The sequence below is a fragment of the Eubacterium sp. AF17-7 genome (genome assembly GCF_003461285.1).
Classification (GTDB): Bacteria; Bacillota; Clostridia; order Lachnospirales; family Lachnospiraceae; genus Eubacterium_U; species Eubacterium_U album.
In genome coordinates this window covers 486,056-512,194 of the sequence record NZ_QTWU01000001.1, presented here as the reverse complement: position 1 = coordinate 512,194, position 26,139 = coordinate 486,056, and the positions used below count along the sequence as shown (strand labels likewise).

General features: G+C 33.1%; 23 protein-coding genes, 1 pseudogene and 1 other annotated feature. Of the genes and pseudogenes, 1 reads left to right on the top strand and 23 read right to left on the bottom strand.

The features are described from left to right. Positions 1–12: 12 nt before the first annotated feature. The 6 genes from aspS to DWW96_RS02155 all read right to left on the bottom strand — a co-directional run bounded on the left by aspS (position 13) and on the right by DWW96_RS02155 (position 7,323). Positions 13–1,770 carry an aspartate--tRNA ligase gene (aspS, locus tag DWW96_RS02175; protein WP_117908708.1) on the bottom strand — a complete coding sequence of 586 codons (1,758 nt, stop codon included), beginning with the start codon at positions 1,768–1,770 and terminating at the stop codon, positions 13–15. A gap of 110 nt (positions 1,771–1,880) precedes the next feature. Continuing rightward, positions 1,881–2,117 (bottom strand) — a binding site (T-box leader). Between the two features lie 197 nt (positions 2,118–2,314). Then, the gene (locus tag DWW96_RS02170) at positions 2,315–3,289 is read right to left on the bottom strand and encodes a calcium/sodium antiporter (RefSeq protein ID WP_117909029.1); all 975 of its coding nucleotides are present in this window, start codon (positions 3,287–3,289) and stop codon (positions 2,315–2,317) included. A gap of 121 nt (positions 3,290–3,410) precedes the next feature. Further along, entirely contained in the window at positions 3,411–3,983 is a 573-nt protein-coding gene (locus tag DWW96_RS02165; protein WP_117908706.1) for a manganese efflux pump MntP family protein, read from the bottom strand. Between the two features lie 524 nt (positions 3,984–4,507). Then, positions 4,508–6,283 (bottom strand): Ig-like domain-containing protein, encoded by a 1,776-nt coding sequence (locus DWW96_RS02160; RefSeq protein WP_117908704.1) that lies wholly within the window; start codon positions 6,281–6,283, stop codon positions 4,508–4,510. A gap of 143 nt (positions 6,284–6,426) precedes the next feature. Then, positions 6,427–6,600, bottom strand: coding sequence for a M20 family metallopeptidase (locus DWW96_RS13815; RefSeq protein WP_147339787.1), 174 nt, complete (start codon positions 6,598–6,600; stop codon positions 6,427–6,429). 90 nt (positions 6,601–6,690) lie between these two features. After that, positions 6,691–7,323 carry a peptidoglycan recognition family protein gene (locus DWW96_RS02155; RefSeq protein ID WP_117908702.1) on the bottom strand — a complete coding sequence of 211 codons (633 nt, stop codon included), beginning with the start codon at positions 7,321–7,323 and terminating at the stop codon, positions 6,691–6,693. A 139-nt stretch (positions 7,324–7,462) separates the two neighbouring features. Between DWW96_RS02155 and DWW96_RS02150 the strand changes: the two genes are divergently transcribed. Continuing rightward, on the top strand, positions 7,463–8,275 hold the full coding sequence (locus DWW96_RS02150) for a polysaccharide deacetylase family protein (protein ID WP_243002995.1): 813 nt from the start codon (positions 7,463–7,465) through the stop codon (positions 8,273–8,275). An 85-nt stretch (positions 8,276–8,360) separates the two neighbouring features. Here the strand turns inward: DWW96_RS02150 and DWW96_RS02145 are convergent. From DWW96_RS02145 to DWW96_RS02060, 17 genes and pseudogenes are all read right to left on the bottom strand, one after another. Further along, positions 8,361–9,993 (bottom strand): annotated as a pseudogene (locus tag DWW96_RS02145) (Na+/H+ antiporter NhaC family protein). Positions 9,994–10,111: 118 nt separating this feature from the next. Next, the gene (locus tag DWW96_RS02140; RefSeq protein ID WP_022089718.1) at positions 10,112–10,348 is read right to left on the bottom strand and encodes a hypothetical protein; all 237 of its coding nucleotides are present in this window, start codon (positions 10,346–10,348) and stop codon (positions 10,112–10,114) included. An 18-nt stretch (positions 10,349–10,366) separates the two neighbouring features. Further along, positions 10,367–10,819: a ribose 5-phosphate isomerase B gene (gene rpiB, locus DWW96_RS02135; RefSeq protein WP_022089717.1), complete on the bottom strand. Its 453-nt coding sequence runs from the start codon at positions 10,817–10,819 to the stop codon at positions 10,367–10,369. Between the two features lie 80 nt (positions 10,820–10,899). Further along, positions 10,900–11,640 carry a DeoR/GlpR family DNA-binding transcription regulator gene (locus tag DWW96_RS02130; RefSeq protein WP_022089716.1) on the bottom strand — a complete coding sequence of 247 codons (741 nt, stop codon included), beginning with the start codon at positions 11,638–11,640 and terminating at the stop codon, positions 10,900–10,902. Positions 11,641–11,796: 156 nt separating this feature from the next. Then, complete coding sequence (locus DWW96_RS02125) at positions 11,797–12,696, bottom strand: ribokinase (RefSeq protein ID WP_117908700.1); 900 nt, start codon at positions 12,694–12,696, stop codon at positions 11,797–11,799. Between the two features lie 214 nt (positions 12,697–12,910). Beyond that, a complete protein-coding gene (locus tag DWW96_RS02120) occupies positions 12,911–13,888 on the bottom strand; it encodes an ABC transporter permease (RefSeq protein WP_117908698.1) in 978 nt (325 codons plus the stop codon). A 1-nt stretch (position 13,889) separates the two neighbouring features. After that, a complete protein-coding gene (locus tag DWW96_RS02115; protein WP_117908696.1) occupies positions 13,890–15,386 on the bottom strand; it encodes a sugar ABC transporter ATP-binding protein in 1,497 nt (498 codons plus the stop codon). An 83-nt stretch (positions 15,387–15,469) separates the two neighbouring features. Beyond that, positions 15,470–16,585, bottom strand: a complete 1,116-nt coding sequence (locus DWW96_RS02110; RefSeq protein ID WP_117908694.1) for a substrate-binding domain-containing protein — start codon at positions 16,583–16,585, stop codon at positions 15,470–15,472. 35 nt (positions 16,586–16,620) lie between these two features. Continuing rightward, positions 16,621–17,541 (bottom strand): sugar phosphate isomerase/epimerase family protein, encoded by a 921-nt coding sequence (locus DWW96_RS02105; protein WP_117908692.1) that lies wholly within the window; start codon positions 17,539–17,541, stop codon positions 16,621–16,623. Positions 17,542–17,866: 325 nt separating this feature from the next. Further along, on the bottom strand, positions 17,867–18,757 hold the full coding sequence (gene alsK / locus DWW96_RS02100) for an allose kinase (RefSeq protein WP_117908691.1): 891 nt from the start codon (positions 18,755–18,757) through the stop codon (positions 17,867–17,869). A gap of 125 nt (positions 18,758–18,882) precedes the next feature. After that, positions 18,883–19,533, bottom strand: coding sequence for a ribulose-phosphate 3-epimerase (locus DWW96_RS02095; RefSeq protein WP_117908689.1), 651 nt, complete (start codon positions 19,531–19,533; stop codon positions 18,883–18,885). Positions 19,534–19,820: 287 nt separating this feature from the next. Beyond that, positions 19,821–20,801, bottom strand: a complete 981-nt coding sequence (locus tag DWW96_RS02090) for a LacI family DNA-binding transcriptional regulator (RefSeq protein WP_158562625.1) — start codon at positions 20,799–20,801, stop codon at positions 19,821–19,823. Between the two features lie 420 nt (positions 20,802–21,221). After that, positions 21,222–21,659 (bottom strand): GatB/YqeY domain-containing protein, encoded by a 438-nt coding sequence (locus DWW96_RS02080; RefSeq protein ID WP_117908685.1) that lies wholly within the window; start codon positions 21,657–21,659, stop codon positions 21,222–21,224. A 22-nt stretch (positions 21,660–21,681) separates the two neighbouring features. Next, on the bottom strand, positions 21,682–23,178 hold the full coding sequence (locus DWW96_RS02075) for a hypothetical protein (RefSeq protein WP_117908683.1): 1,497 nt from the start codon (positions 23,176–23,178) through the stop codon (positions 21,682–21,684). 239 nt (positions 23,179–23,417) lie between these two features. Further along, positions 23,418–23,765 carry a hypothetical protein gene (locus tag DWW96_RS02070; RefSeq protein ID WP_117908681.1) on the bottom strand — a complete coding sequence of 116 codons (348 nt, stop codon included), beginning with the start codon at positions 23,763–23,765 and terminating at the stop codon, positions 23,418–23,420. Beyond that, entirely contained in the window at positions 23,762–24,103 is a 342-nt protein-coding gene (locus DWW96_RS02065) for a PqqD family protein (protein WP_117908679.1), read from the bottom strand. Before DWW96_RS02065 ends, DWW96_RS02070 begins: the two co-directional genes overlap by 4 nt. Positions 24,104–24,188: 85 nt before the next feature. Then, the gene (locus DWW96_RS02060) at positions 24,189–26,135 is read right to left on the bottom strand and encodes an oligopeptide transporter, OPT family (RefSeq protein WP_117908677.1); all 1,947 of its coding nucleotides are present in this window, start codon (positions 26,133–26,135) and stop codon (positions 24,189–24,191) included. Positions 26,136–26,139: the final 4 nt, after the last annotated feature.

Below are 26,139 nucleotides of genomic sequence, written 5' to 3'. Positions count from 1 at the left end.
TTTATATCTTTATTACTGTCTAACTTTAATATGAACTTCTCTAAGCTGCTGTTCTGTAACTTCACTAGGAGCTCCGCACATCATATCCTGAGCGTTACCATTCATTGGGAATGGAATAATTTCTCTGATATTTTCTTCATTTGTAAGAAGCATAATCATACGGTCTACACCAGGAGCCATTCCTGCATGTGGAGGTGCTCCAAACTGGAATGCATTGTAAAGTGCTCCGAATTTTTCTTTCAAATCATCTTCTGTATAACCTGCAATTTCAAATGCTTTAACCATGATTTCCATATCGTGATTTCTAACAGCACCTGATGATAATTCAACACCGTTACATACAATATCATACTGGTATGCAAGAATGTCTTCAGGTTTCATTGTTTCTAATGCTTCAAGTCCACCCTGTGGCATTGAGAATGGGTTATGTGTAAATATAATCTTCTTTGCTTCAGGATCATATTCATACATTGGGAAGTCATTGATGTAGCAGAATCTATATGCATTCTTTTCAATTAAATCAAGTCTTTCTCCTAATGCTGTACGGATTTCACCTGCATATAAAGCAGCCTGCTTTTCATTATCAGCGATAAAGAAAATTGTATCTCCTGCTTCTAATCCTGCAATCTCCTTAATTTCTGTCTTCATGTCATCCGGAATAAATTTATCAATTGGTCCCTTATATGTCATATCTTCTTTAACTTCAAGATATCCAAGTCCTCCCATTCCGATGCTCTGAGCAAATTTCAATAATTTCTCATGGAATCCCTTTGACATATCAGCATGAACTTTAATAGCTCTTACTGTCTTACCATGGAATGGCTTAAATGTACATCTCTGGAAGAAATCTGTAACATCAACTATTCTTAATGGGTTTCTTAAATCAGGCTTATCTGTACCAAATTCAAGCATTGCCTGCTTATAACTGATAATAGGATATGGAGCCTTTGTCACTTCAAATCCTTCAGGTGCAAATTTTTCAAATGTTGCACTTAACACTTCCTCTCCTACTCTGAAAACATCTTCCTGAGTAGCAAAACTCATTTCGAAGTCTAACTGATAAAATTCTCCCGGTGAACGGTCTGCTCTTGCATCTTCATCTCTAAAACATGGTGCAATCTGGAAATATTTATCAAATCCTGATACCATAAGCAACTGTTTATACTGCTGTGGTGCCTGTGGAAGAGCATAAAATTTTCCTTTAAATTTTCTTGAAGGCACAATGTAATCTCTTGCACCTTCAGGTGATGATGCGCAAAGAATTGGTGTCTGGATTTCTAAGAATCCCATCTCTGTCATCTTTTCTCTTAAGAAAGAAATAACCTTTGATCTGAAAATCATGTTATCCTTTACTTTCTTATTTCTTAAATCAAGATAACGATATTTTAATCTGACATCTTCTCTTGTTTCCTTAGATGTCATTATTTCAAATGGAAGCTGTCTGTAAACTTTTCCTAAAACCGTTACTTTCTGTGCTTCTAATTCGATTGTTCCTGTTGCAATCTTATCATTGTACGTTTCTTCATCTCTATGCTGAATTGGTCCTTCTACAGAAATACAATCTTCCTTATTAATTCCATCAAGTAATGAAGTATCTCTCATTACTACCTGCATCTGACCATACATGTCTCTTAAATCGATAAATGAAACACCACCATGGTCACGGATGTTTTCAACCCATCCGCAAATCTTCATTGTCTGTCCAACATTTGCTTCAGATATGTTGTCCATTGTAACATCACGATAAATGTTATTTGTGTTTGTATCCATTCTGTTAGTCTCCTTCATTTTTATATATATTGTTTAGGAAAACAATTAAACTATATTGTTCAAATTTTATAGCAAACTCAAACAAAAAAAGCCCATCCTAAACTACTATAGTTCAGGACGGACAGTTAATCTAACTTATTCCGCGGTACCACCTGATTTGCTGCCATGCAGCCACTCATGGGATAAACCCTGTTGTGTGTCGTACAACTACGTCGCACCTACTTGCCATTGCTTTCGGATTGCAGCTCGAAAGTGTTATTCACATAAATTCATTCTGCGGACATCTCACCATCATCCGCTCTCTTGAAGCGATAATCTATGTTACTTCTCTTTGTCATAGCCTTACTGATATATTGTGCCAAAAGCACCTAATTAATGTGATTATAAACCACCTTTTTTTCATTGTCAAACTAAACTTAATATTCCGTAATCATTTGTGAAATTAAAAGTTTATTTTCACTTTGAAGTGTGGGGCAAAGTAGATTTTAGTCTTACACTTCCGTAATCATCTCATGATCATTCGATTCTAAATGTGGAACTTCTTTTATCTCATAATAATATAAACTGTATAAATAGCATAAAGAACTAACATCATTATTCCTTCTTTTTTATCAAGTTGCTTCTTTGTCCATGCAAATGCCCATACAAGACCACTAAATACTACTAATACAATAATGTCTATTATGTTTTCTGTTAAAAATGTAATCGGACTTATTGTTGCTGCAATTCCCAGTACCATCAAAATATTAAATATATTCGAACCTATTACATTACCAACAGCCATATCAACTTCTTTCTTTCTAGCTGCCACAATTGATGTTACAAGTTCAGGAAGGCTGGTTCCAAGTGCTACGATAGTAAGTCCTATAACGGTTTCTGTCACTCCTGCTGTTCTTGCTATAGAGGTAGCACCATTTACAACAAAATCACCACCAAATTTTATTGCAATAGCTCCTCCAACTATATACAACAAACATTTTATTCCTGACAAATCCTCTGATATTTCTTCAAGTTCTTCATCAATTTCCTGCATTGCCTCATTTGAAATCTTTCTTGATTTCATTGCACTTTTAACCATTATAAGAATAAAAAATGCAAAGCAGATTAAAAATACTATTCCTTCTGTTCTTCCCAATGTCATTGATGTATAACCCGTAAATAATAAAAGTATTGCACATGCTATTGAAAGTGGAAAGTCTCTTTTTATCGTATCCTTAGCTACTTCAAGTGGAATAAACAAAGTACAAATTCCACATACAACCATCAGATTAAATATATTTGAACCAACTGCATTACTAATTGATAAAGAATTACTTCCATTCATTGAAGCAATAATGCTGACTGAACATTCAGGCAAACTGGTTCCCATTGCCACAATTGTCATACCAATTACAAGTGATGGAATCTTTAATTTTTTCGCAACGCTTGCACTTCCTTCTACAAAAAAATCTGCTCCTTTAACCAGCAATATAAATCCAACTACCAAAAGTACTAATGCTGTTATTATTCTTATTATCATATCTTTTTCCTCCATAAAAAGATGTACTGCCCCTCCCTCCGGTCGGCAGCCATTTGTCGAAAACATTTATTAAAAATGAATTTCTTTCATTTTGTTTTCTTTTCAAAATTTAAAATGCTATCTATCCCATGTGTTCACATAAAATCTTTACACCTATTAATACTAAAATAATTCCACCTGTAAGTTCTGCTCTTTTTTTGTATCTGTTTCCAAAAAAGTTTCCAATATAAACACCAATAATAGATATAACGAATGTAACCACACCGATAATGGCTGCTGATTCCACTATTGGTCTGTCAAGAGCTGCTAAAGATATACCAACTGCCAAAGCATCTATGCTTGTTGCAATTGCAAGCATAAGCATTTCTTTCATATCAAGTGGCGGATCCATTTCTTCAATAACTACATCGTCTTCCTTTTCCCTCAAGGTTTCGATAATCATCTTTACTCCGATAAATGCTAATAACGCAAAAGCTATCCAATGATCAAAAGCTTCTATATAAGTTTGAAAACCTTTGCATAAAAGCCATCCGATAACCGGCATAATTGCCTGAAAGCCACCAAAAAACAGCGCTATGATAACTGCCTGTTTTTTATTGACTTTGCGCATAGCTAATCCTTTGCAAATAGATACTGCAAATGCATCCATTGCAAGTCCAACTCCTAACAATAAGAATTCAACTAAATATTCCATTTTTATCTCCTGCCATTTTGTATAATAGAATTAGATTTAATATCCGCTTTGTTCATAGTATATATCTTGTATTTATACTTAATAATTTATTTCCCATGTAAATTATTTAAAAATTAACGTCTTTTGTCCCAAATATACATTTTAACAATCTAATGTTTTAACGATATCTAAAATATACATTTTTGCCATATTCAAAACAGATTTAATCTCATATGTCCATGTCTTGATATTACAGGTATAAAAAAAGACTCATAATTTTGAAGATACTAATAATTATTAGTATCTTCAAAACCATAAGTCTCATTCTTTAATATTTGCCAGATAGCTTATGCTATCGGGATTGTTGACAAATCACGCTTTCACGCGAACTACTCCCTCACGGACTATTAATTTCTTGTGTAATTATATTTAAATAGTCGTAAAATGTCAACTCTATTTTTATTTAAAACTTTTGTCATAATTTATTCTGCTTTGTCAGTCATTTCTAATAGATTAATCTTTTTAAGTTCTAATCAATTTCTCTATTATTTCAAAGAAATTGATTTTGTATCTGACAAATAACTATTGCATTTAGAGTTTGAATAAACTGCTCTTACTTTATAATAGTATTTAACACCCTTTTTCTTATTTTTATCTATATATTTTGGCTTTTTAGTTGTAGCAATTTTTTTGTATCCTGAACCTGATGAACGATATACATAATACTTAACTGCATTAGTATTCTTATTCCATGTAATTCTTATATTTGCATATCTTATTCCTTTTGCTTTTGTTGAAAGCTTCTTAACTTTTACATTTTTAGGTTTAATAAGTTTTACTCTTATGTAACGTACTGCCTTAATACCACTTGTTGTAATTGCTGTTATTTTTGCAGTTCCTACTTTCTTTGCTGTAACAAGACCTGTATCACTTACAGTTGCTACAGATGTGTTATTACTTGTCCATTTAACTGTATCTGTTGTATCACTTGGTGCTATCTTTGTTGTGTACTGAATAGTATCGCCCTTATATAATTTGGCTATTCCTGTTTCGTTAATTGCAAATGATGTCGAAGGCTGCTTTACACTTATTGTACACATTGTAATCAATCCACTGTCTGTTGTTGCCATTATCATTGAATCTCCAACGCCAATTGCATTGTAACTTCCGGTATATTTGTTTACTGAAATAGCTGTATCGTTTGAACTTGAATACTGAATTTCATTTTTATAATCTTTCAAAATTTCATTCTTTTCATTTGCAATCAATGTTGCTGTTACTTTTGAATTAAATCCTTTATTTACCTCTACATATGAAGTATCAATTGTCAGTCTTGGGTCTGCTATAGCCTGCATTTTTAAAGCAGCTTCTTTAGTAACTTTCTTAAGAAGTCCATTAGAATCGTATTCACTTTCAGGTAAATACTTATTTTCTAATGCAGTTGTATTAAATATTGTTCCATAAATTGTACACGCTGCCAAATAACTTCCTGTAGGTGTAGGATGTATGTTATCCGCATTGTATAATTTTATATCAGGGAACTGTTTTAAGCATCTTTCAAAATTAACTCCTGATGAAATAACCTGTGCACCATACTTATTTCCCATCATATAATAACCCTTTATCATATAATGTTGTATTTCATTATGTGATAAATAGTAACTATATCCTGTTGCAGTAAAACTTCTTCCAATATAATCAGCTTGTGTATCATAAAGAAGCATCTTTGCACCTGAACTCTGAATTAATGGTTTCAATGTTTCGATTGCTGTCTGAGTTTTTGCAATATCTGTGATAATCATTTCTCTGTGATCCTGAAGGATTACATAATCCCACTTATAATTTTTTAATGCACTTATAAGCTGAGAACCATATGTGTCCTTTTCATCAGCGAACTGATAAAGTTTGTAATTTGCTGCTGTAAGTGCCTGAATTGTTACATTCACTCCATCAGCCTGTGCAAGTCCTTTTACCATCTGTGGCATATCATTATAATAAGTTGAACTATTACCAACAAATAAAATTCTTACATTTGGCTGCGTTGTATTTGTTCCATTATTGTTTTCACTAGGGGTTGTTGTTTCTGTCTCTCCTGAAGGCTTTGTTGTTTCTGTCTCATTTGCTTTAGTTGTTGTTTCAACTTCACCTGTATGTTTTGTTGTTTCTGTTTCTCCTGCTACCTTTGTCGTTTCTGCTTCTTTTACATTTTCCGGTGCCATTGTTGCCTCTATTTCCTGCGCCATAACACCAATGTTAAAACATACTAACATTGCAAGAACAAGCATTAATGCTTTTCCCATTTTTTTTACTTGATTTCCCATGATTTTCTTCCTTACTCATATATTTTTGTGCTTTACACACCTAACATATTATAATACATTTTTTTATTTCTTAAAGGGCAAATTAGTAAAATTAAGAATTTGCCCCAGTTTTGCCTTTTTTATTTAGGATAAAAAAATCCCAATTATCGGTTTCTATACTCACTATGTTCTTCTTTAATTGCAAGTGCACATATAATTCCTGCTGCACAACTTGCCGAATGCCCACAACCATGTCCAATTTCAGGCATTGCATCATATTCACATATAATAGCCACTTTAGGCAAATTTTCTTTTATTTTTTCTTCCTGACATGCCAAATCCGCTTCGCTTCTTTTCAGTGATTATATTCGTATAACATTTTCTTTTTTGTTATTTTCACGTGAGTATTTTCTTATGGTTTTTTCAGATTATTTTCTGTATTTCTTTACATCTTTTTTAAATTTTTTCCACGCATCTTCATGTTTAACATAGTATCTTGGGCATTCTTTTCCTGTTATATCATAATGTCTAATTACATGGTCTTCATTTAACCCACATGCCATTTCGAGCCATGCAGTAAGTTTTACCAAAGATTTATAAGTCTTTTTATTAAATTTTCCTGATTTGTCCGGATGACATACCTCTATCGATATAGTGTCATTGTTTCGCCAATTACTTGCTGCTGACATTTCATCTAACGGAATACATTGAATTACTTCGCCATCTAATCCAACCACAAAATGAGAACTTACATTTGACTGATTTCCAGCATAAAAATCATGGTTTTGCTGTGCCGTACTTCCCGGATTTCCGACATAGTGAATAACTATATCTTTAACGCTGTCAAGTTTTTCTCCACTTCTTGATGCTCCATCCACATCTATAATCTGGTCATCTATCCACTCCGGTCTTTCCATGTTTTCCAACTTACTCAAATTTATTTTGCCATAATAAATTTCACTTGCCTTCCATGCAACCATAGCCACTAATGCAACTATTAATAATATTCCGATTTTTTTAATTCTTTCTTTTCTACGTTTTGATTTTCTCATGTATCTCATTTTATGCCATCCTATGTTTCTTAATTAAATAAAATTTCATATATTTTCCACGGCTTATTATACTCTATAATTTATAAATTTGTAATCATATCCATCCCGTATTTTTCATAAACTGTACAATAAAACATAGGAGGTTACAATGTCAAATAATTCTGAATATCTTAGTATGACAAAAAGGAGTATTTCCTGGCTTTTCTTTATCGCATTAGCAATTGGTGTTACATATTATTTTCAGGGTTTTTCCTATAAAGATACATTTGATTCTCTCCCTGTTTCATCTACTGCAAAAGAACTTCCAATTTATTGTGTAGATACTGCTAAACCTCAGGTTTCCATTAGTTTTGATGCTGCCTGGGGAAATGATGATACACAAAAAATATTAGATATTTTAAAAGAAAATAATATTAAAGCCTCTTTCTTTATGACAGGTGGCTGGGTTAAGCAATACCCTAATGACGTAAAAGCGATTTACGAGCAAGGGCATGATTTAGGCAATCATAGTGCAAATCATAAGAATATGAGTTCTCTGTCAAACGAAGAAATATGCAATGAACTTAATACTGTTACCGAAAACGTTAAAAATCTTACTTCCTATCAAATGAATTTGTTTAGACCTCCTTACGGCGATTATGATAATCATGTTATTGTTAAAGCAAAAGAATGTGGTTATTTTACAATACAATGGTCTGTAGATTCTCTAGATTGGAAAAACTATGGTGTTGATGCAATTGTAAATGAAGTTCTTAATAATAAGTCTTTAAAACCCGGCGCCATCATTTTAATGCATAATAGTGCAAAATATACTATTCAGGCTCTTCCTAAAGTAATTGAAGGTTTAAAAGAAAAAGGATATGAGATTGTGCCTGTTTCACAGCTTATTTATACTGATAATTATCATATAGATTCAGAGGGAAAACAAATAAAAAATGAGCAACCGGCTTCTTCCCAATAAAATAGGAGTACCCTCTACGGATACTCCTCTGTTTTATATATTAACGTTAAATATATTTACAATTAAGAAATCTAGCTTAATAATACTAATCATTAACTACTTCTTTTCCCGAGCCTAAAACTTTAATTCCTACAATAGTTCCAATCATAAGAATAATTCCGATAGGAAGTGCAGCCCATCCAATTCCTGCTGCTTTCTGCAATGCTCCTGAAATTATGTATGTTATAAATGAAACTACAGCAACTGTTACTGCATATGGAATCTGTGTAGATACATGATTTGTATGTTCGCATTGTGCTCCTGCCGATGACATAATTGTTGTATCTGAAATTGGAGAACAATGGTCTCCGCAAACAGCTCCTGCCATACATGCAGATATGGCAATAATCATCATTGCAGGATCAGTTTTCTGGAATGCCTGTACAACAATAGGAATTAGGATACCAAATGTTCCCCATGATGTACCTGTTGCAAATGCAAGTCCACATCCTACTACAAATATAACCGCAGGAAGGAATATTGCAAAACCTTCAGCACTATTCTTCATTATTACTTCAACAAATTCTGCTGCTCCTAAACTACTTGTCATGTTCTTTAATGTCCATGCAAATGTTAAAATAAGAATTGCAGGAACCATTGCCTTAAATCCTTCCGGAAGGCAATCCATACACTCATTAAACGGTAATATTCTTCGTACAACATAAAATACTAATGTAATAACAAGTGCAAATATACTACCTAATGCTAAACCAACTGATGCATCACTATTTGAAAATGCTGTCACAAAATCTGTACCTGAGAAAAATCCTCCCGTATAAATCATGCCAATAATACAGCATATAATAAGTGTAATTACAGGAACTACAAGGTCACATACTTTACCTTTTTTCTCTTTTCCTTCATTATCAATTTCTTCATATATTTTTTTACCTGTTGTAAACAAATCTCCTTTAGCTGCATTTGCTTCATGCTTTGCCATTGAGCCAAAATCTACTTTCATTACAACAATTGTAATCATCATAACAATCGTCAATAAAGCATAATAGTTATATGGTATTGATTTTATAAATACTACAAATCCGTCCTCACCTTTTACAAATCCTGTAACTGCTGCTGCCCATGAAGAAATCGGTGCAATAATACATACGGGAGCTGCCGTAGCATCTATTAAATATGCAAGCTTAGCTCTTGATACATTATGTCTGTCTGTTACAGGTCTCATAACACTACCTACTGTAAGACAGTTAAAATAGTCATCTACAAAAATCAAACAACCAAGTGCTATAGTTGCAAGCTGTGCTCCTACTCTTGTCTTAATGTGCTTAGAAGCCCATTCTCCAAACGCTGCTGATCCTCCTGCCTTATTCATCAATGCAACTATTGTTCCAAGAACAACTAAGAATACTAAAATACCAACATTATAAGAATCTGAAAGTGAACCAACTATTCCATCACTAAGTACATGTGTAAGTGTTTTTTTCAAATGAACCACCCGCATATAGTACTCCACCAATTACAATTCCGATAAACAATGAACTATAAACTTCCTTTGTAATCAATGCAAGTACAATTGCCACAAGTGGCGGTATCAACGCCCAAAATGTCCCAAATAATTTAGGAACATACTCTGCTTCATCTGCTGCAAATACCGTTGTTGAAAATAATGTTATCAACAGCAATGTAACAAGCAACATTAAACCTTTGTTTCTTCGTTTCATAAAACTCTTCTCCTTGTCTTTTTTTATTTCATTACCCATATCGCACATTATAACATAAAGCCGATGCTTTCGCATCGGCTTTATTACTATTCCTTTAAATATTAAGTTACTTTTTTATTTATCCACGCATAAGATAATCCATTATCTTTTTAGAATCTTCCAATTCATGGGCAATAATTTCCATTTCAGGTATTTTTGCTGCTGACGAAAAAATTGTTGATAATGAAACTAACTGGCATAATTTTGATTTTAAATTTAATCTGTCTCCATCATCTGTAATTAATTCTACTTTGCCTTCACAACTGTCAATAACCTTTAAAAATTCTTCGGGATTTGAAATATTTTTTACCTTCATAGCTTTCTATCTCCTTTTTTATTTTTGTTTTTGCTTTTCTTCAATTTCCTTAATCATATCAATTCTAACCTGATGACGTCCGCCTTCATATTCAGCATTTAACCACTCATCTACTATCATCTTGGCTGTTTCAACACCAATTACTCTTGCGCCAAATGCTATGATATTAGAATTATTATGCTGCTTCGATAATTTTGCACTATATGGTTCGCTACATACACATGCTCTTATTCCATTAACTTTATTAGCTGCAAGTGAAATTCCTACGCCTGTTCCACAAATTAAAACACCACAGTCTACTTCTCCACTTACAACAGCATTTGCTACTGCCTCACCATAAACAGGATAATTGCATCTTTCCTTAGAATCTGTTCCAAAGTTTACAACTTCATATCCTTTGCTTTCAAGATATTCTTTAATTTCATTTTTCATGTCTACTGCAACATGATCATTTCCAATTCCTATCTTCATAGTTCACACCTCTAATATTTATTTTTGTATTCACATGTTTTATTTTTGTGAAAATTTTTGCAACAAATTTAATACTATGTTTATTCTGCTATTATGTAATTATTGCCTGCTTCAACAACACTTGTTTTCTTATCACAAATTATTGTTGCTTCCTCTAATTCCATAACTTTGCATAATGTATTTTTGCCTGATTTCGTGCTGTCTGCAAGAACGTATGATTTTGTTGAATTATGATGTACTATACGCTTCTTTTCAGCTTCAAGTAAATCAGGTGTGTTGAATCCTGCCCCTTCTGAGAAACCGGACATTCCAATAAATGCTTTATCAAAATAATATTTTTTAAGGAAATTATTTGTTGTAATTCCTATTATTGATGCAGTTGTTATATTAATCTCTCCTCCTGCAACAATACATTTAATATTATTGGTCTGCAACTCCTGATAAATCATTGCATTTGTTGTTACAACAGTAATATTTTTTTCTCTCAAATATTTTATCATCATTAAAGCTGTGCTTCCTGAATCAATATAAATTGATTCACCGTCTTTAACTAAATCAGCCGCATACTTTGCAATACGTTCTTTTTCTTCGACATTTTTACTAAATTTAGAAATTACAGGTACTTCATAACTTCCTCTCTTTAAACAGGCACCACCACCTCTGAGTAAAGTTATCTCTCCTTCTTTTTCCATAGTCTTCAAATCTCTTCTAACGGTAGACTCCGATACGCCCCCTAAAGATTTGCAGAACTCATCCAAAGATACGACTTCGCTTTTTTCCAGTAAATCTAATATTTGTAACCTTCTTTCATATGGAATCATATCTGCCTCCTAACATTGAAAAGTATAAATAAACAGTTATAGTTTATACTTTCTATATCCTATTCCTTCTTGGTTTTATTAGATAAATTATACCTATTTATAGTTTATACTTTTGCGGAAAACTTTTCAATCATTTTTTGTCATTTTTTGTCATTTCTATTCAACTTCTTCTAAAGTTGGCATTGAAGGCTGTGCGCCATATCTGCATACAGTTATTGCGCTGCACTTTGTTGCAAATTTACAAGCTTCTATTAATCCTTTTCCTTCAACTATCGAATGACTTACTGCTCCAATATATGAATCTCCGGCACCTGTAGTTTCTACCGCATCTACTTTCATTGCCGGAATTACTTCTATTTTACCATCTTCGTATACAACCGCTCCATCCTTACCTAATGTAAAGATTACATTGTTTCCATATTTTTCAGCAGTTTTCTTTATTTCTTCTTTTGCTTTATCAAGAGAATCAATTTCTGTCTTGCAATAAAAAGCTGCTTCTACTTCATTAACAACTAATATATCTGTTTTCGCCAAATATTCATCTTTGAGTTCTATCGCCGGAGCCGCATTTAAAACTACAATACATCCGGCTTCCTTAGCTTTATCAATTGCATATTCAATCATTTCTACAGGAATTTCATTTTGCAAAATACATACTTTCGATTCCTTTAATGCAGGCATTGCATGGTCGATATCCTGTTTTGTGATTTCATAATTCGCGCCTCTTACTATGCAAGCAAATACACTACCGTCATCAATTGCGTTTATAATTCCCATTCCGCTGCTTCCCGGAACTTTTCTAATATAATCTGTATTTACTCCATACTGCTTTGCTGTACTTACAAGGAAATCTGCTGCTGCATCTGTTCCAACACAACCAACCATATATGTCGGTGTATGGAGCTTTGCTGCCTGAACTGCCTGATTTGCGCCTTTTCCACCCGCACTATATGCAGCTTCATTTGCCGGTAATGTTTCTCCTTTATATGGCAATCTTGATATTTTTAAAATAATATCATAGTTCAGGCTACCAATAACTGTAATCTTATCTTTCATTTATGTTTCTCCTTTGACATTTTTCCGTTCACATTGCTAAGTGTCAACACAAGTTTCTTATTTTCACAAACACAATCGCCATTTATTCTTTTGACACTTACATTATGTAATTATACAACAAGAGGTGCATAAATATTTAAATTAATATTCCTGCACCTCTTAAATCAAATATTTATTTTAGTTTCTTATAATGTTCATAATATAATGCCATTATTTAGTTTGCAGCTTTTTTATGACGTGCAACAAATCCTTTAATATCCTGCTGAATAAATTCAAAGTATGAAGCTACAATGATTATAATACCAGTTACAACGAACTGCCAGAAAGAGTCAACGTTGATAACTACCATACCTACTTTTAATACTGCAAGCATTAATGCTCCAATGAATGTTCCAAGTGCTGTACCTTTACCACCTGCCATTCTTGTTCCACCGATAGCTGCTGCTGCGATGGCATTTGTTTCATAAGCCTGACCTGCTGTAGCTTCTGCTGAACCTAAACTTGCTAACATAATCATACCTGCTATTGCTGCACATATTCCGCAGAAAATGTAAGCGATATACTTTGTTTTAATTACGTTAACACCTGATAATTTAGCTGCTTCTTCATTTCCACCTACTGCATATAAGTAATCTCCGCTTCTCATTTTTGATAAAAGAATGTGAGCTATTACGAATACTACTACCATTACGATGATGTAGTTTCTTACACCACCAAACACGATTCCATTGAAAATGTCTCTGTATGATGTTGGAACATTAGTTACAGGAACACCACCTGTTACTACGTAAGCAATACCTCTGTATAAACTCATTGTACCTAATGTAGCAATGAAAGGCTGAAGTTTTAACTGATTAATAAGGAAACCATTGAATGCTCCAAGAACTGCTCCAATTAATATACCTACTAAAATAGCTAAAAATGGATTCATTCCATAGTTAACTGTACATGAAGCTACTACAATACCTGTGATTGCGTATGTACATCCTACTGAAAGATCGATACCTCCGGTAATGATTGTAAACATCATACCTACGGCAAGTATACCATTTAATACCATCTGTTGCAAAACTGTTAAAAAGTTACTGTAATTTAAGAAATTTTTATTTAACACTGTGAATACTACACACATTGCAAGTGTAGCTATTAACACTACAAATTCACGTTTATATTTATTCCATATACCTTTCATTCTAATTACCTCCAATTGCCAAATCAAGAATTGAATCTTCTACAAAATCAACCTTACTTGTAAGTTCAGCTGTTACTTTTCCTTCACTCATTACGATGATTCTGTCGCTAATACCCATTGCTTCCGGTAACTCTGAAGAAACTACGATTATACTCTTACCTTCTTCAACAAGTTCTTCCATCAATCTGTAAATTTCTGCTTTAGCACCTACGTCTACACCTTTTGTAGGTTCATCAAATATGATTATATCTACATCTGTAGCCATCCATCTTGCTAAAATTACTTTCTGCTGATTTCCACCTGACATGTTACTTGTCAGATAATCAACTCTTCTTGGATGTACATCCATTTCTTCAAAAAAGCGTTCTGCATTTTTTATTTTCTTCTTTTCATCCGTAAACGGACCTTTCATATATTTTTCCAAACTTGAAATTGCTATATTTTCATAGTTGTTAGAAAGATTCATAAATCCTTGTGTTTTTCTATCTTCAGGTAATAATCCTATTCCGGCCTTCAACGCTTTTGTAGTATTCCAGCCATTCTTTACTTCTTTTCCTTTAAGGATAATCTTTCCGGATGTTTTTTGATCCGCTCCTATAATGGTTCTCATTACTTCTGTTCTTCCTGCACCTACCAGGCCAAAGAAACCAAGAATTTCACCTTTATGGAGTTCAAAACTAACATCGTTATAATTTTCATTTGTTAAATGTTCTACACTCAATACAACTTCATCAGTTTTTGGACTTGGTTTAAGTCTTGATGCAACTGCTGATACATTTCTACCAACCATTGCATGTATAAGTTCATCTCTTGTTGTGTTTGCAATATCCATTGTCTGAATGTATTCACCATCTCTAAGAATGGAAGCCCTGTCGCAAATCTGGAAAATTTCTTCCAGTCTATGGCTTACATAAAGAATTGTAACACCCTGTTTTTTCAATTTTCTAACTACATCGAAAAGGGCTTCTGTTTCTTTTAATGTAATAGATGCTGTTGGCTCATCAAGAGAAATAATCGTTGAATGATGATACAACGCTCTTGCTATTGCTAACATCTGCATTTCACCTGCTGTCAATGTACTAACTAAATCAGATGATTTGAAGTTACAATTTAATTCTGCCAATATTTCATCTACTTCTTTATTCATTTTTTTGAAATCTATAAAAATTCCTTTTTTAGGTTCATAACCCATTGTTACATTTTGACCAACTGTAAGATCCTTTACTACAAGTGTTTCCTGATGAACTTTAGATATTTTGCCATTTACAATAGCATCATTTGTGTCTTTAAAGCTTACTTTTTCTCCATGAAGTCTTACTTCACCTTCATATTCCGGATAAACACCATGAAGAATATTAAGCAGAGTTGATTTTCCTGCTCCATTTTCACCTAATAGTGCGTGAACTTCTCCTTCTTCTACTGAAAAAGATATATCTTTAAGGACGTGTACTCCTGGAAAGCGTTTGTTAATATTAACAAATTCAACAGCCTTCGCCATAATAGTTCCTCCTTCTTTATAGATGGGAGAAAGTTCTCACTTTCTCCCATTATCTAAACCTAACTGTTCCTTTTTATTTTTTACTATTCAGTTACATATTTAGCATCTGTCCATCCAATGATTTCAGCTGCGTCTTTGTCTACGTTTGTTGAATCAATAAGAGCCTGTGGTGTATGTGTTACTCTTGGAATATCCTGTCCTGCTAATACACGTAATGTTACTTCTGTAGCAACCTGTGACATATAGTATCCAAATGAGTCAACTGTTGCATCTAACTTGCCTTCTCTAATTGAATCATAAGCTTCGCCGATACCGTCAACACCTACTACTAAGATGTCTGCTTTTGCTTCTTCTACTGCTTCAACAACACCTAAAGCCATATCATCGTTGTTACAGAAGATTGCCTTTAAGTCAGGGTTCTGCTGAATCCATGTGCTTGCTAATTCTTTTGCTTTCTGTCTATCCCAGTCAGCATTCTGTTCTGCTACTACTTTAAGTCCTGAGTTATTGTCCTTAATCCATCCTTTGAATCCTGCTGTTCTTTCACGAGCTGCAAATGCCTTTGCCATACCTACTACGATAGCAACTTCGCCTTTGTCACCAAGCTGTTTTGAAACCCATTCAGCTGCCAATTCACCATTCTGGTAAGCATCAGGTCCTACGAAATAATCTGCTGCTGAAATTAAACCGTCATTTACGTTGATTGTAGGAATCTTCTTTGTCTTAGCATTGTCAACTGATGATGTTAAGTTTGAATCTGAAATTGGGCTTAACATTAATGCGTTATATCCCTGGTTAACTAAGTTATCTGTCATTGTCTGCTGTCCGATTTCATCACTTTCATCTGTTGTTCCGTCTACTTTGATTTTAACATCAACTCCTGCATCTTTAAGTGATTTTTCTGCTGCTTCATAACCATTCTTGAAGTTACGCCAAAATTCATTTGAGAATGATTTTGCGATAGCTCCTAACTGAAGTCCACCTTTAACCTTAACTTCATCTCCTAAGTTCTGACGAATTTCTTCGATTGTCATACTATCTTCAACTGTGTCCGGGTTAAATTCTTCTGTCTGTGTTTTTGCTGAAGAACCTGAACCACTGTTTGATGCCTGGCTGCTATCTCCTGAGCCACTTCCGCATCCTACTAAACCAAATACCATTGTTGCAACTAATGCTGTTGCTAAAATTTTCTTTCTCATTTGCATTTTCTCCTTTTCTTATGCTTTAATTTTCCTTATTTTAACATGTCCAGAACAAGGCGTTGTGCCTCAACTCCGTCACGTTTAGATACTACTTTGGCTATTCTGTCCATTCCGATTTCATCTACTATCTTAGAAATCTTTTCGAATGAATTAATATTTGCTTGTGTTTCAAGTTTTGCATTTTCTCTTATTGGGAATGTATCAAAGAATACAACTCCCTGATAATTATATTTCTTTAAGTAATATATAAATTCTGCTGCATGAGCTATATTAACTGAACCAAATATCATTCCGCTGTCCATCTGTGAATATCCGTCATTCATATGCAATCCGTAAAGTTTTCCCATACTTGCTGCAAGTGCAAGTCCATATGCCGGGGAGTCTCTCTTCATTAACATATGGCAAAAATCTAATGTACATCCAACATTTGGTTTATCAATTTCTTTAATAAGAAGTAATGTCATTCCTGTACTGTCAACCATTGAGAAGTTTCTCGGTTCAAACGGTTTATATTCTATGCTGTACTTCATATCCGGTCCATAGTCTGCTATTTCTCTGAATGCATCTATCATCTGTTTCCATGCTTCTTCGTAATCAACCTGAAACGCATAATCAAAACCATCGTTTTCCAACCATAATGTAATGTAGGTTCCTCCAAGTTCTCTACAAATATCTGTTGCCTCTTTGCAATACCTTATTGCTCTTTCTCTAAGCTCTGGATCAGGATTAGTTAAATCACCGTTTGTAAAATCATTTCTCCAACGAACTGCTAAACCGTTTACCTTTAAATCACCCATTGCTTTTTTAATTTCTTCTAAATCATATCCTTCAAAATGTTCCGGATAGTTAAACTCTAAATGAGTAATTCCATCCATTTCATGATACGCTTTAATTGCATCAAATACATTTTGACCTTTTAAAATAAAAGAATTAAATCTTCCTGCGTAATTCATATGCTCATCCTTTCTTTATTTTTATGTCATTTGTTTTCATTTATTTTCATCTCTTGTCATAATTGTATGCCTTTTGCCTTTTTTTGTCAATATCTTTCATCATTTTCAACTATTATTACAATTATTGGCTCGATATTATGTGCATTATGCACAATTTTTTCTAATTAAAAACGTTTCATTTTCTTTCATTTAAATTTAGCATCCTTTTTCTTTTTAGAAATTATTACCAAATATTCTTAAGTTAGTTTAGACTAATTTTACAGTAAAAAAAGAGAAACTAGAATATTTCTAATTTCTCTTTTCAACAATTTGAATATTTTTGAAATTATATTAAAGTTTTTGCAAAAATTATTGCACCCTTTACTCCATTATCAGGTTTATCTACAGAATATTTAATATCCAGATTCTCTGCCGGATATGGTTTTCTTGCATGAACATACAATCTTTCTTCCAAAAGTTCTTTTGGGAACCCTTTCATATTAATTACACCACCACCAAATATTATGGAATCCGGATTTAATATATTTATTTCACTGCAAGCCACACAAGCTATGGCATCTACATACTCACGTAATATATGACTATTGCTATGTTTTACAAATAATTCATTCATAGTTGTTTCAGGAAAACATTTATCTTTAATTTGTACAAGTTTCCATCCTGAAGCATAACATTCAGAGCATCCAAGATTTCCACATCCGCACTGTTCTTTTCCTCCAATCATTGGTATATGTCCCAATTCGCCCGCTGCTCCATCTTTTCCTGCAAGAGGTTTACCATTTATGAATATTGCATTTCCAACTCCTGTACCAATATATATTCCTATTCCAATTCCATCATCTGCAATTTTTTGCTCATATTTATCCCAAAAATAAAGCATATGAACATCTCTCTCCAGTGCCACTTTAATTCCAAGAACTTTCTCCAATTCCTCTCCCAGTCTTATGTTATTCATTCCTTTTATATTGGGAACCTGCAAAATTTCTTTTCGATCAGCACTCAAAGTTGCAGGTATACCTATTGCTATCTGCTGTATCTCTTCATCCTTGCAATATTCACCTATATATTTTTTTATTATATTAGCTAAACACTCTACTATTTTTCCTTCTTTTAAATTTTCCTTAGTGGATATTTTAACAAAATCCTTGAGTTTACCATTACAATCATGACCTATTCGGATATTTGTTCCTCCGATATCTATTCCTATTACACTCATTTTGTTTTCTCCTATTAATACACATTAACCACTCTACCAGGCAATCAATTATCTGTGTCATTTTGCCAAATAAACTTAATACGTTTTCTTTTCATCTATATGATGTCATGCAAATTTCGCATATTCTATAATGCTCTTAATCCATCTAAAAGTTCTTTATATGGTTTTCCCTTTCCAAATAAAGCTGATGTTCCAAGTATAAATCCTTTTACACCCATCTTAGATAATGTTTCTACTCTTTCCGGAGAACATGCTCCATCTAACATTACTTCATATCCATATTTTTCTTTTAATTCAATTAATTCCTTAATTTTTTCATCAACAGAGCTAATATATTTTTGTCCTGCAAATCCCGGATTTACACTCATTACCATTACATATTTTACAAATGGCAATAATGGCTTAATCGTTGCTACTGCCGTTCCCGGATTTATTGCTATCCCTGGTGTCGCTCCTGCATCTATAATGGACTGTAATGTTCTTGTCGGATGAACATCTGATTCTGGATGAATATAAATAATTTTTATTCCCATTTTTGCAAATTTTTCAATATAACTTCCGGGATTTTCAATCATTAAATGGGCATCTACAGGTATCGTTGCTTTTTTGCATATAAACTCCACATCCTGAAGTCCCATTCCAAAATTAGGGACAAACTGTCCATCCATTATATCTATATGAAATATATCTGCTCCTGCCTTCTCTAACTTTTCTACCTCTTCACTTAAATTTCCATAATTTGCGCACATCATTGATGGACATAATAACTTTTCCATTTTAATCTCCTTTCCGTACTATGCAATTCGATTAACTTTAAATATTTTCTTGAATTGCTTTTCATATTACTTTTTTATTTTTAAGTTCTTATCTTATGTAAGCGTTTACATTTTTGTATAAATTTTTTTCTTATGTTATCATTAGTGTAAACGTTTACATTTTTCTTGTCAAGTAAAAGGAGCTAAACATTAACTCCTTTTTTATTAAAATCGTTTTAATTCTATTTTTTATTTATAACGTGTTCTTTTTTACCATATTTTTATTAAAAATAATATCTAACCTGTACTTATCTTTCTTTTATTTTCACCGGAAGTATCAATCTGTTTTCTTTTATCTTCTCTCCATTCATATTTTTTTCCAACATTTCTACTGCTGCCAATGTCATCTCTTCAATTGGCTGAACAATTGTTGACAATGGTGTTTCTATCACTTCCGACATATTGCTTGCATCATATCCAAATACTTTTACATTTTCCGGTATTTTAAATCCTGCTTCTTTTATAGCTTTTATAGCTCCTATTGCTATAATATCTGTAGTTGCAAAAATCCCATCTATTTTATTATTCTTTATATATTCTTTTGTTTTATTATATCCTTCTTCTAAAGACACATTATCTACAATTATAATCTTTAGATTTAATCCGTTCTCATTCATTGCATATGCATAGCCCTGACATCTTTTTTTATGAGTAGAAACAACGTCTTTAGGGCTTAAGCAAATTATATTTTTACATCCTTTCTTTATCATTGCATCTGTTGCTATATATCCACCTGATAAGTTATCACTTTCTATTATCGCCATATCTTTTCTTTTATTACTAAATTTGGGCTCTCTATCTAAATATACTGTAGGAATTAATATTTTGTTTTCTTTATTTGCTTTTTCTGAAACAATATGGATAATGCCTCCTACCTGCTGTGCCTGAAGCATTTCTATACATTGCTTTTCTATTTTATCATCTTCACTTGTATTACATATAATTGATGCATAACCTTTATTAAAAAATAACGTCTGAATTTGTTTTGCTATCTTGCTGAAAAACTCATTTGAAATATCAGGTATAACAATACCTATGGTCGTAACCTTATTAGTTCGCATTCCTTTTGCCAACAAATTTGGAACATAATTATTTTCTTTCATAATTTGAAGAATCTTTTCTTCCGTTTCCTTTGCCACTTTTCCACTTTTATTAATTACTCTCGATACCGTTGCAATTGATACCCCTGCCATTTTTGCAATATCCTTTATTGACACATTGTTATTCATATTAACATTCCTCATACACATCATTTAACTTTTACAAATTATTCTACTAATTTTAGCATAAAACATCAATAAATACATTTTTATTTACTATATTTATTGTAAAATATTGAACGTTATTATATTATAGAGTTAGGTAAGTTTTCAATAGAAAAGGGGTTTTAACATGAATAATATTCTAGACTTTATTTTTGATGAAGATGGACAAGGTCTTGTTGAATATGGACTACTGTTAATATTAGTAGCCGTTATCGTTTTTGCAGGTCTCCAGATTTTTGGTAAGCGCATTGAGACCTTTTACAACTTCGATATCCCGAACAGCAATAACTCAACACCATAAAAAATAAAAGCATCACAAATCCGACTAATCAATTGTCATATTTGTGATGCTTTTATTTTTTTATATTTATTTTAAGATTTAATCTACTGGCAAAGCTTTGCTACCGTCTGGTTAATCACCTTACCATCTGCCTTGCCTTTAAATTCAGGCATAACTGTTTTCATAATCATACCTTTATTCTTTGTAGCAAGAACATCTGCGAATTTTTCTTTTAAAATTGCTTCTACTTCTTCTGCTGACATAAGCTGTGGAGCATATTCACTAAACACATCATATCTTGCCTGATATTCATCTTTTAAATCTGTTCTGTCTGCCGGACATGAATCAATCTGCTCTTTTACAGTTTTCATTTCCTTTAAAATTACTCTGTCAACCATTTCTGTTGGAATGTCATCTCGGCATCCTTCATCAATAGCCATTTTCTTTACAGCCTGAATAAGTGCTGAAATTGATTCTTTTCTTGGTTTGTCTTTGTTCTTCATAGCTGCAATCATGTCTTTTTGTAATGTTTTAATGTCCATTTATATGCCTTCTTTCCAGTTGCTATTTTAATGCAACAAAAATTTTATTCATATCTTTCATTACGCCATTATTGATAAGCATATCAATAATTTCCTGATTAAACTTCTCAGATAAACATTCTATTGAGCCCATCATTTCACGGTTAAGCATATCTTCCATTGCCTGACGTCTTACAACTCTGCTCTTAATAACCTGCGCACATATTGTGTCATAAATCTTATCTCTACAACTGTCAAATGTTTCCTGAGCTATTTCATCTTTTCTTGCTTCAATTTCTTCAAGTAATGATTCATCAATGCTTGACTTATCATATACAATACCATTTTCATATACTGCTTTGCCCTGTGCAATAAGCGGTGTAAGCTCTGCTCTTGCCTCAGTTTCTGTTGGCGGATAATGTTTCCAATCAAGCATGTCTATTATAAATATCAAATCTTCAATAGAAATCTTTCCTGTTGCTTTTATAAGATTTGATACACAATTAATAACCTTGTCATTTCCATCGTCAGCAGCTAATGTTTCAAATACCTGAATAAGCTTAGTCTTTCTTACAGAATAAATTTTATCATTAAGTTCTGCAATCTGTCTCTTTAACTCATCGTTTTCTCTTGTAATTTCAGGCATCATCTGCATGTCTACACTTAATTGCTTAAGTTTCTCATTCTTCATATTCTTAGAAAATCTTCCAAGATTCTGAATTTCTGCCTGAAGTCTGCTCATTTCTTCTTCAATATTCTTTACTCTAAGATGATTTTCCTTAATACTTCTGTTAAATTCTATAATTGAATTCTGTGACTCATCCCTTATCTTAGAGTATTCATCATAAATATTTCCAAATTCTTTATTTCCGGCCTCTTTTTCAGCCTGAAGGAATTTCATAACTGATTTCCAAAATTCCTCTTCCGACTTACCCATTTCCTGTTCGAAGAACTTTCTTGTAAATCCTTCTTCACGCATTCCCATTACTTTCAAAAGTAGATGTGCCCTGCTTTCATAATCTATTGGGTCTGCCATTACTTCTTTCATAACCTTGTCATAGAAATTAATATCACGTCCGTTCATTTTTGGTGTAAATTCCCATGGATAATTAAAGTTATCATCATATTTTCTCTTTTCAAATAATCTGAATGAAAACTTTTCTCTCTTGTCTTTCATATAAAAAACAAGAAAGTATTCAGTATAATCTTCACTTATCTGATTACTTGCAATTTCATATCTCTCTATAGTTATATAAGGAATAATTCCTCTTACCTTTCCTGTACCAAAAGTTCTTTCCTGATTCATGCCGGCATCAGTTATAACAATAAAATCTTTAAAAAACGAAGCTGCATGATATCCTGCGGTTCCCTTACAGGTCGCATCTATTGTCATCAATATACCATACTCGTCCCAACGTCCTCTTTGTAGAACAACGTTTAGTAATATACTTTCAGGTGGTAATAGTGGTTTCAAAACTTCTGCTTTAGTTTCAGGTAATTTTGAATACATCCATCGCACCTGCAACTCTTCGTATCCCATTGATACACCCTCCTCTGTACATATATAGCACTTAATTCGTGTATTTTTACTTTTATACTTTAGTATACCATATAAAATATGCTATTACAAAATACAATTTAAAGTATTTCGAGATATTTTTAATATTATTAACATTTTCACAAATTCAACTGCTTTTCATTAACATTTTTAACAATCCGCAGACATCAAAGTTAATAGTTTTTGACCTCAACGTCATACTATAAGATAATTGCAAAGTCTTAATGTTTGCCTGCCTTTTTATATCTGTTTCCTTCTATTTCAACCTGACCTGTTTTTACCATGTAATTCATAAGCTGTTTTGCATAATCTTTCTTATCTTTTACGACTATTTTATTAGGTGAAAATACCTGTTTTGCTTCTAAATTTTCGCTTAACTTTTCAACATCTGTTATTGTAATGTAATCATGATTTTTTAAATATTTTTTTACTTTACTTTCACCTTTGCTAAATAAAAGATTCATTAAATCCTGTGACTCATTTTTCTGTTTTACTATTCCCCAACCATAAATAATCATTGTAGCCAGTGCAAACAATAAAACTCCTACAATTACCGTTACTAATTTCATTTATCTTCCTCATTTACAAATACGACATATTTATTTGTTTCTAAAATTTTAAAATATTTAGCAAGTCTTTCATACAACTGAACTCCTGCTTTTTTATGTTCTTTTTCTAATATTTTTCCAATTTCATATATTGTTTTTTTACCATCAATCTGTTTCCACACACAACTTCCATACTCATCTAATTTTATAAAACTGTATCTTGGTTTTTTAAATAACTTCTGAGCCAACGTATTATAAAATCCTTTATTTTCTATTGTAACTTCAACTATTCCATCTTCTAATGTTTCCCATTTTTTATTTATTTTAGGAATATTATCAATATAATTTTCTTTCTTCATAGCCGCTCCAATTATTAACTATTTAAGGCACTACCACATTTTCTGTAGCAGTGCCTTGCTTTATTGTTCTAAATTTGCTTCTAATTTATTTATCTAATTTTGCATCAACTTCAACTGCATTTTTTGGTCTTGTGAAGATAAATAATGTTGAAAGTAATAATACAAATGCTACTAATCCAACCCAGTTACCTGCTGACTGGAAAGCATCTCCATATACTGATGATAAATCAATTACACTGTCCAATCCTACAACCGCTAAAACTGCAAGAAGAATACCTATTATACCTTCACCTGCAATCATACCTGCTGCATATAATACGCCTGTGTCAACTGAATCTTTTCTTTCTTTGTCATTTGCATATTTTCTCTTATTTTCCATAAGCCATTTAATCACACCACCAACCATAATAGGTGCACTTAAATGAATTGGCAAATATAAACCAATTGAAAATGCTAATACAGGAATTCCAAGAATTTCAACAACTATTGCGATAAACACACCCATGAATATTAATACCCAAGGTAATGTTCCCCCCATAACTCCTTCTACTACCATTTTCATTAAAGTAGCCTGTGGAGCAGGAATCTGTTCTGAGCCAAATCCCCATGCTGCATTTAAAAGATACATAACACCACCAATGGCAATTGCTGATACTACAGCACCAATTAATTCACCAATCTGCTGTTTTGCAGGAGTTGCTCCTACGATATATCCAGTTTTTAAATCCTGAGATGTATCACCTGCCATTGCTGCTATGATACAAATAACTGTTCCAATTGAGATTGCTGCTACCATACCACTTGCACCAGTACTTCCTGTTGCTTTTAAGATAGCTGTTGTAACAATTAATGTAGCGATTGCCATACCTGATACAGGATTGTTACTACTTCCTACGATACCAACCATTCTAGATGATACTGTTGCAAAGAAGAAACCAAATACAACAATAATAATTGCTCCTACAAATGATACCGGTATTTCAGGAAGTAACCATATAGCTACTGCTATAACAACGATTCCGCCAAGAACTGCTGACATTGGAATGTCTCTCTGAGTTCTATCTCCTGCTTCACCTTTTTTACCAAATCCTTTAACTGCACGACTAAATGTTTTAACCATTGTAGGTAATGACTTAATTAAGCTTATTAAACCACCTGCTGCTACTGCACCTGCACCGATATATCTGATGTAATTACTCCAAATCTGTCCCGGTGCTAACTGATTAAATGCAATTGCTTTTCCGGCATCGTCGACAACCTTTGAGGCTGCGTCTCCACCAAAATATGCTATAGCCGGTATTAATGCAAGATATGATAATACACCACCTGCAAACATATAACTTGAAATCTTTATACCACAGATATAACCAACACCTGATAAAGCCGGGAGTACATCCATACCTATGCCACATGTGTAACTTCCCTGCATTGAAAAATCAACTTCACTTGGGAATAATTTTAACCCATCAGCTACAAATTTGTATAATGCTGCAATTCCAAGTCCTGAAAATACTACTTTTGACTTCCTTCCACCTTCTTCTCCTGCTAAAAGAACCTCTGCACAAGCTGTTCCTTCAGGATATGGGAGAACTCCATGTTCTTCAACTATTAAGGCTGTACGAAGCGGAACCATAAATAACACGCCGAGTATACCTCCGCAAAGTGCTATTAGGGCTATTGTAATAAATGATGGTTCACTTATTCCACTTCCTTCTTCTGATGCCCAGATAAAAATTGCCGGAATAGTAAAAATTGCTCCGGCTGCTAACGATTCACCTGCTGAACCTATTGTCTGAACAATATTATTTTCAAGGATAGAGTCTTTTCTCATGATAACTCTTATAACACCCATTGAAATAACGGCTGCAGGAATCGAAGCTGATACTGTCATACCTACTCTGAGTCCTAAGTAGGCATTTGCTCCACCAAAGATTACTGCTAAAATAACACCAAGAATAACAGATGTCACTGTAAATTCAGGCACAATTTTGTCTGCAGGAATAAATGGTTTAAACTCATTCTTTTTTTCCATGTTT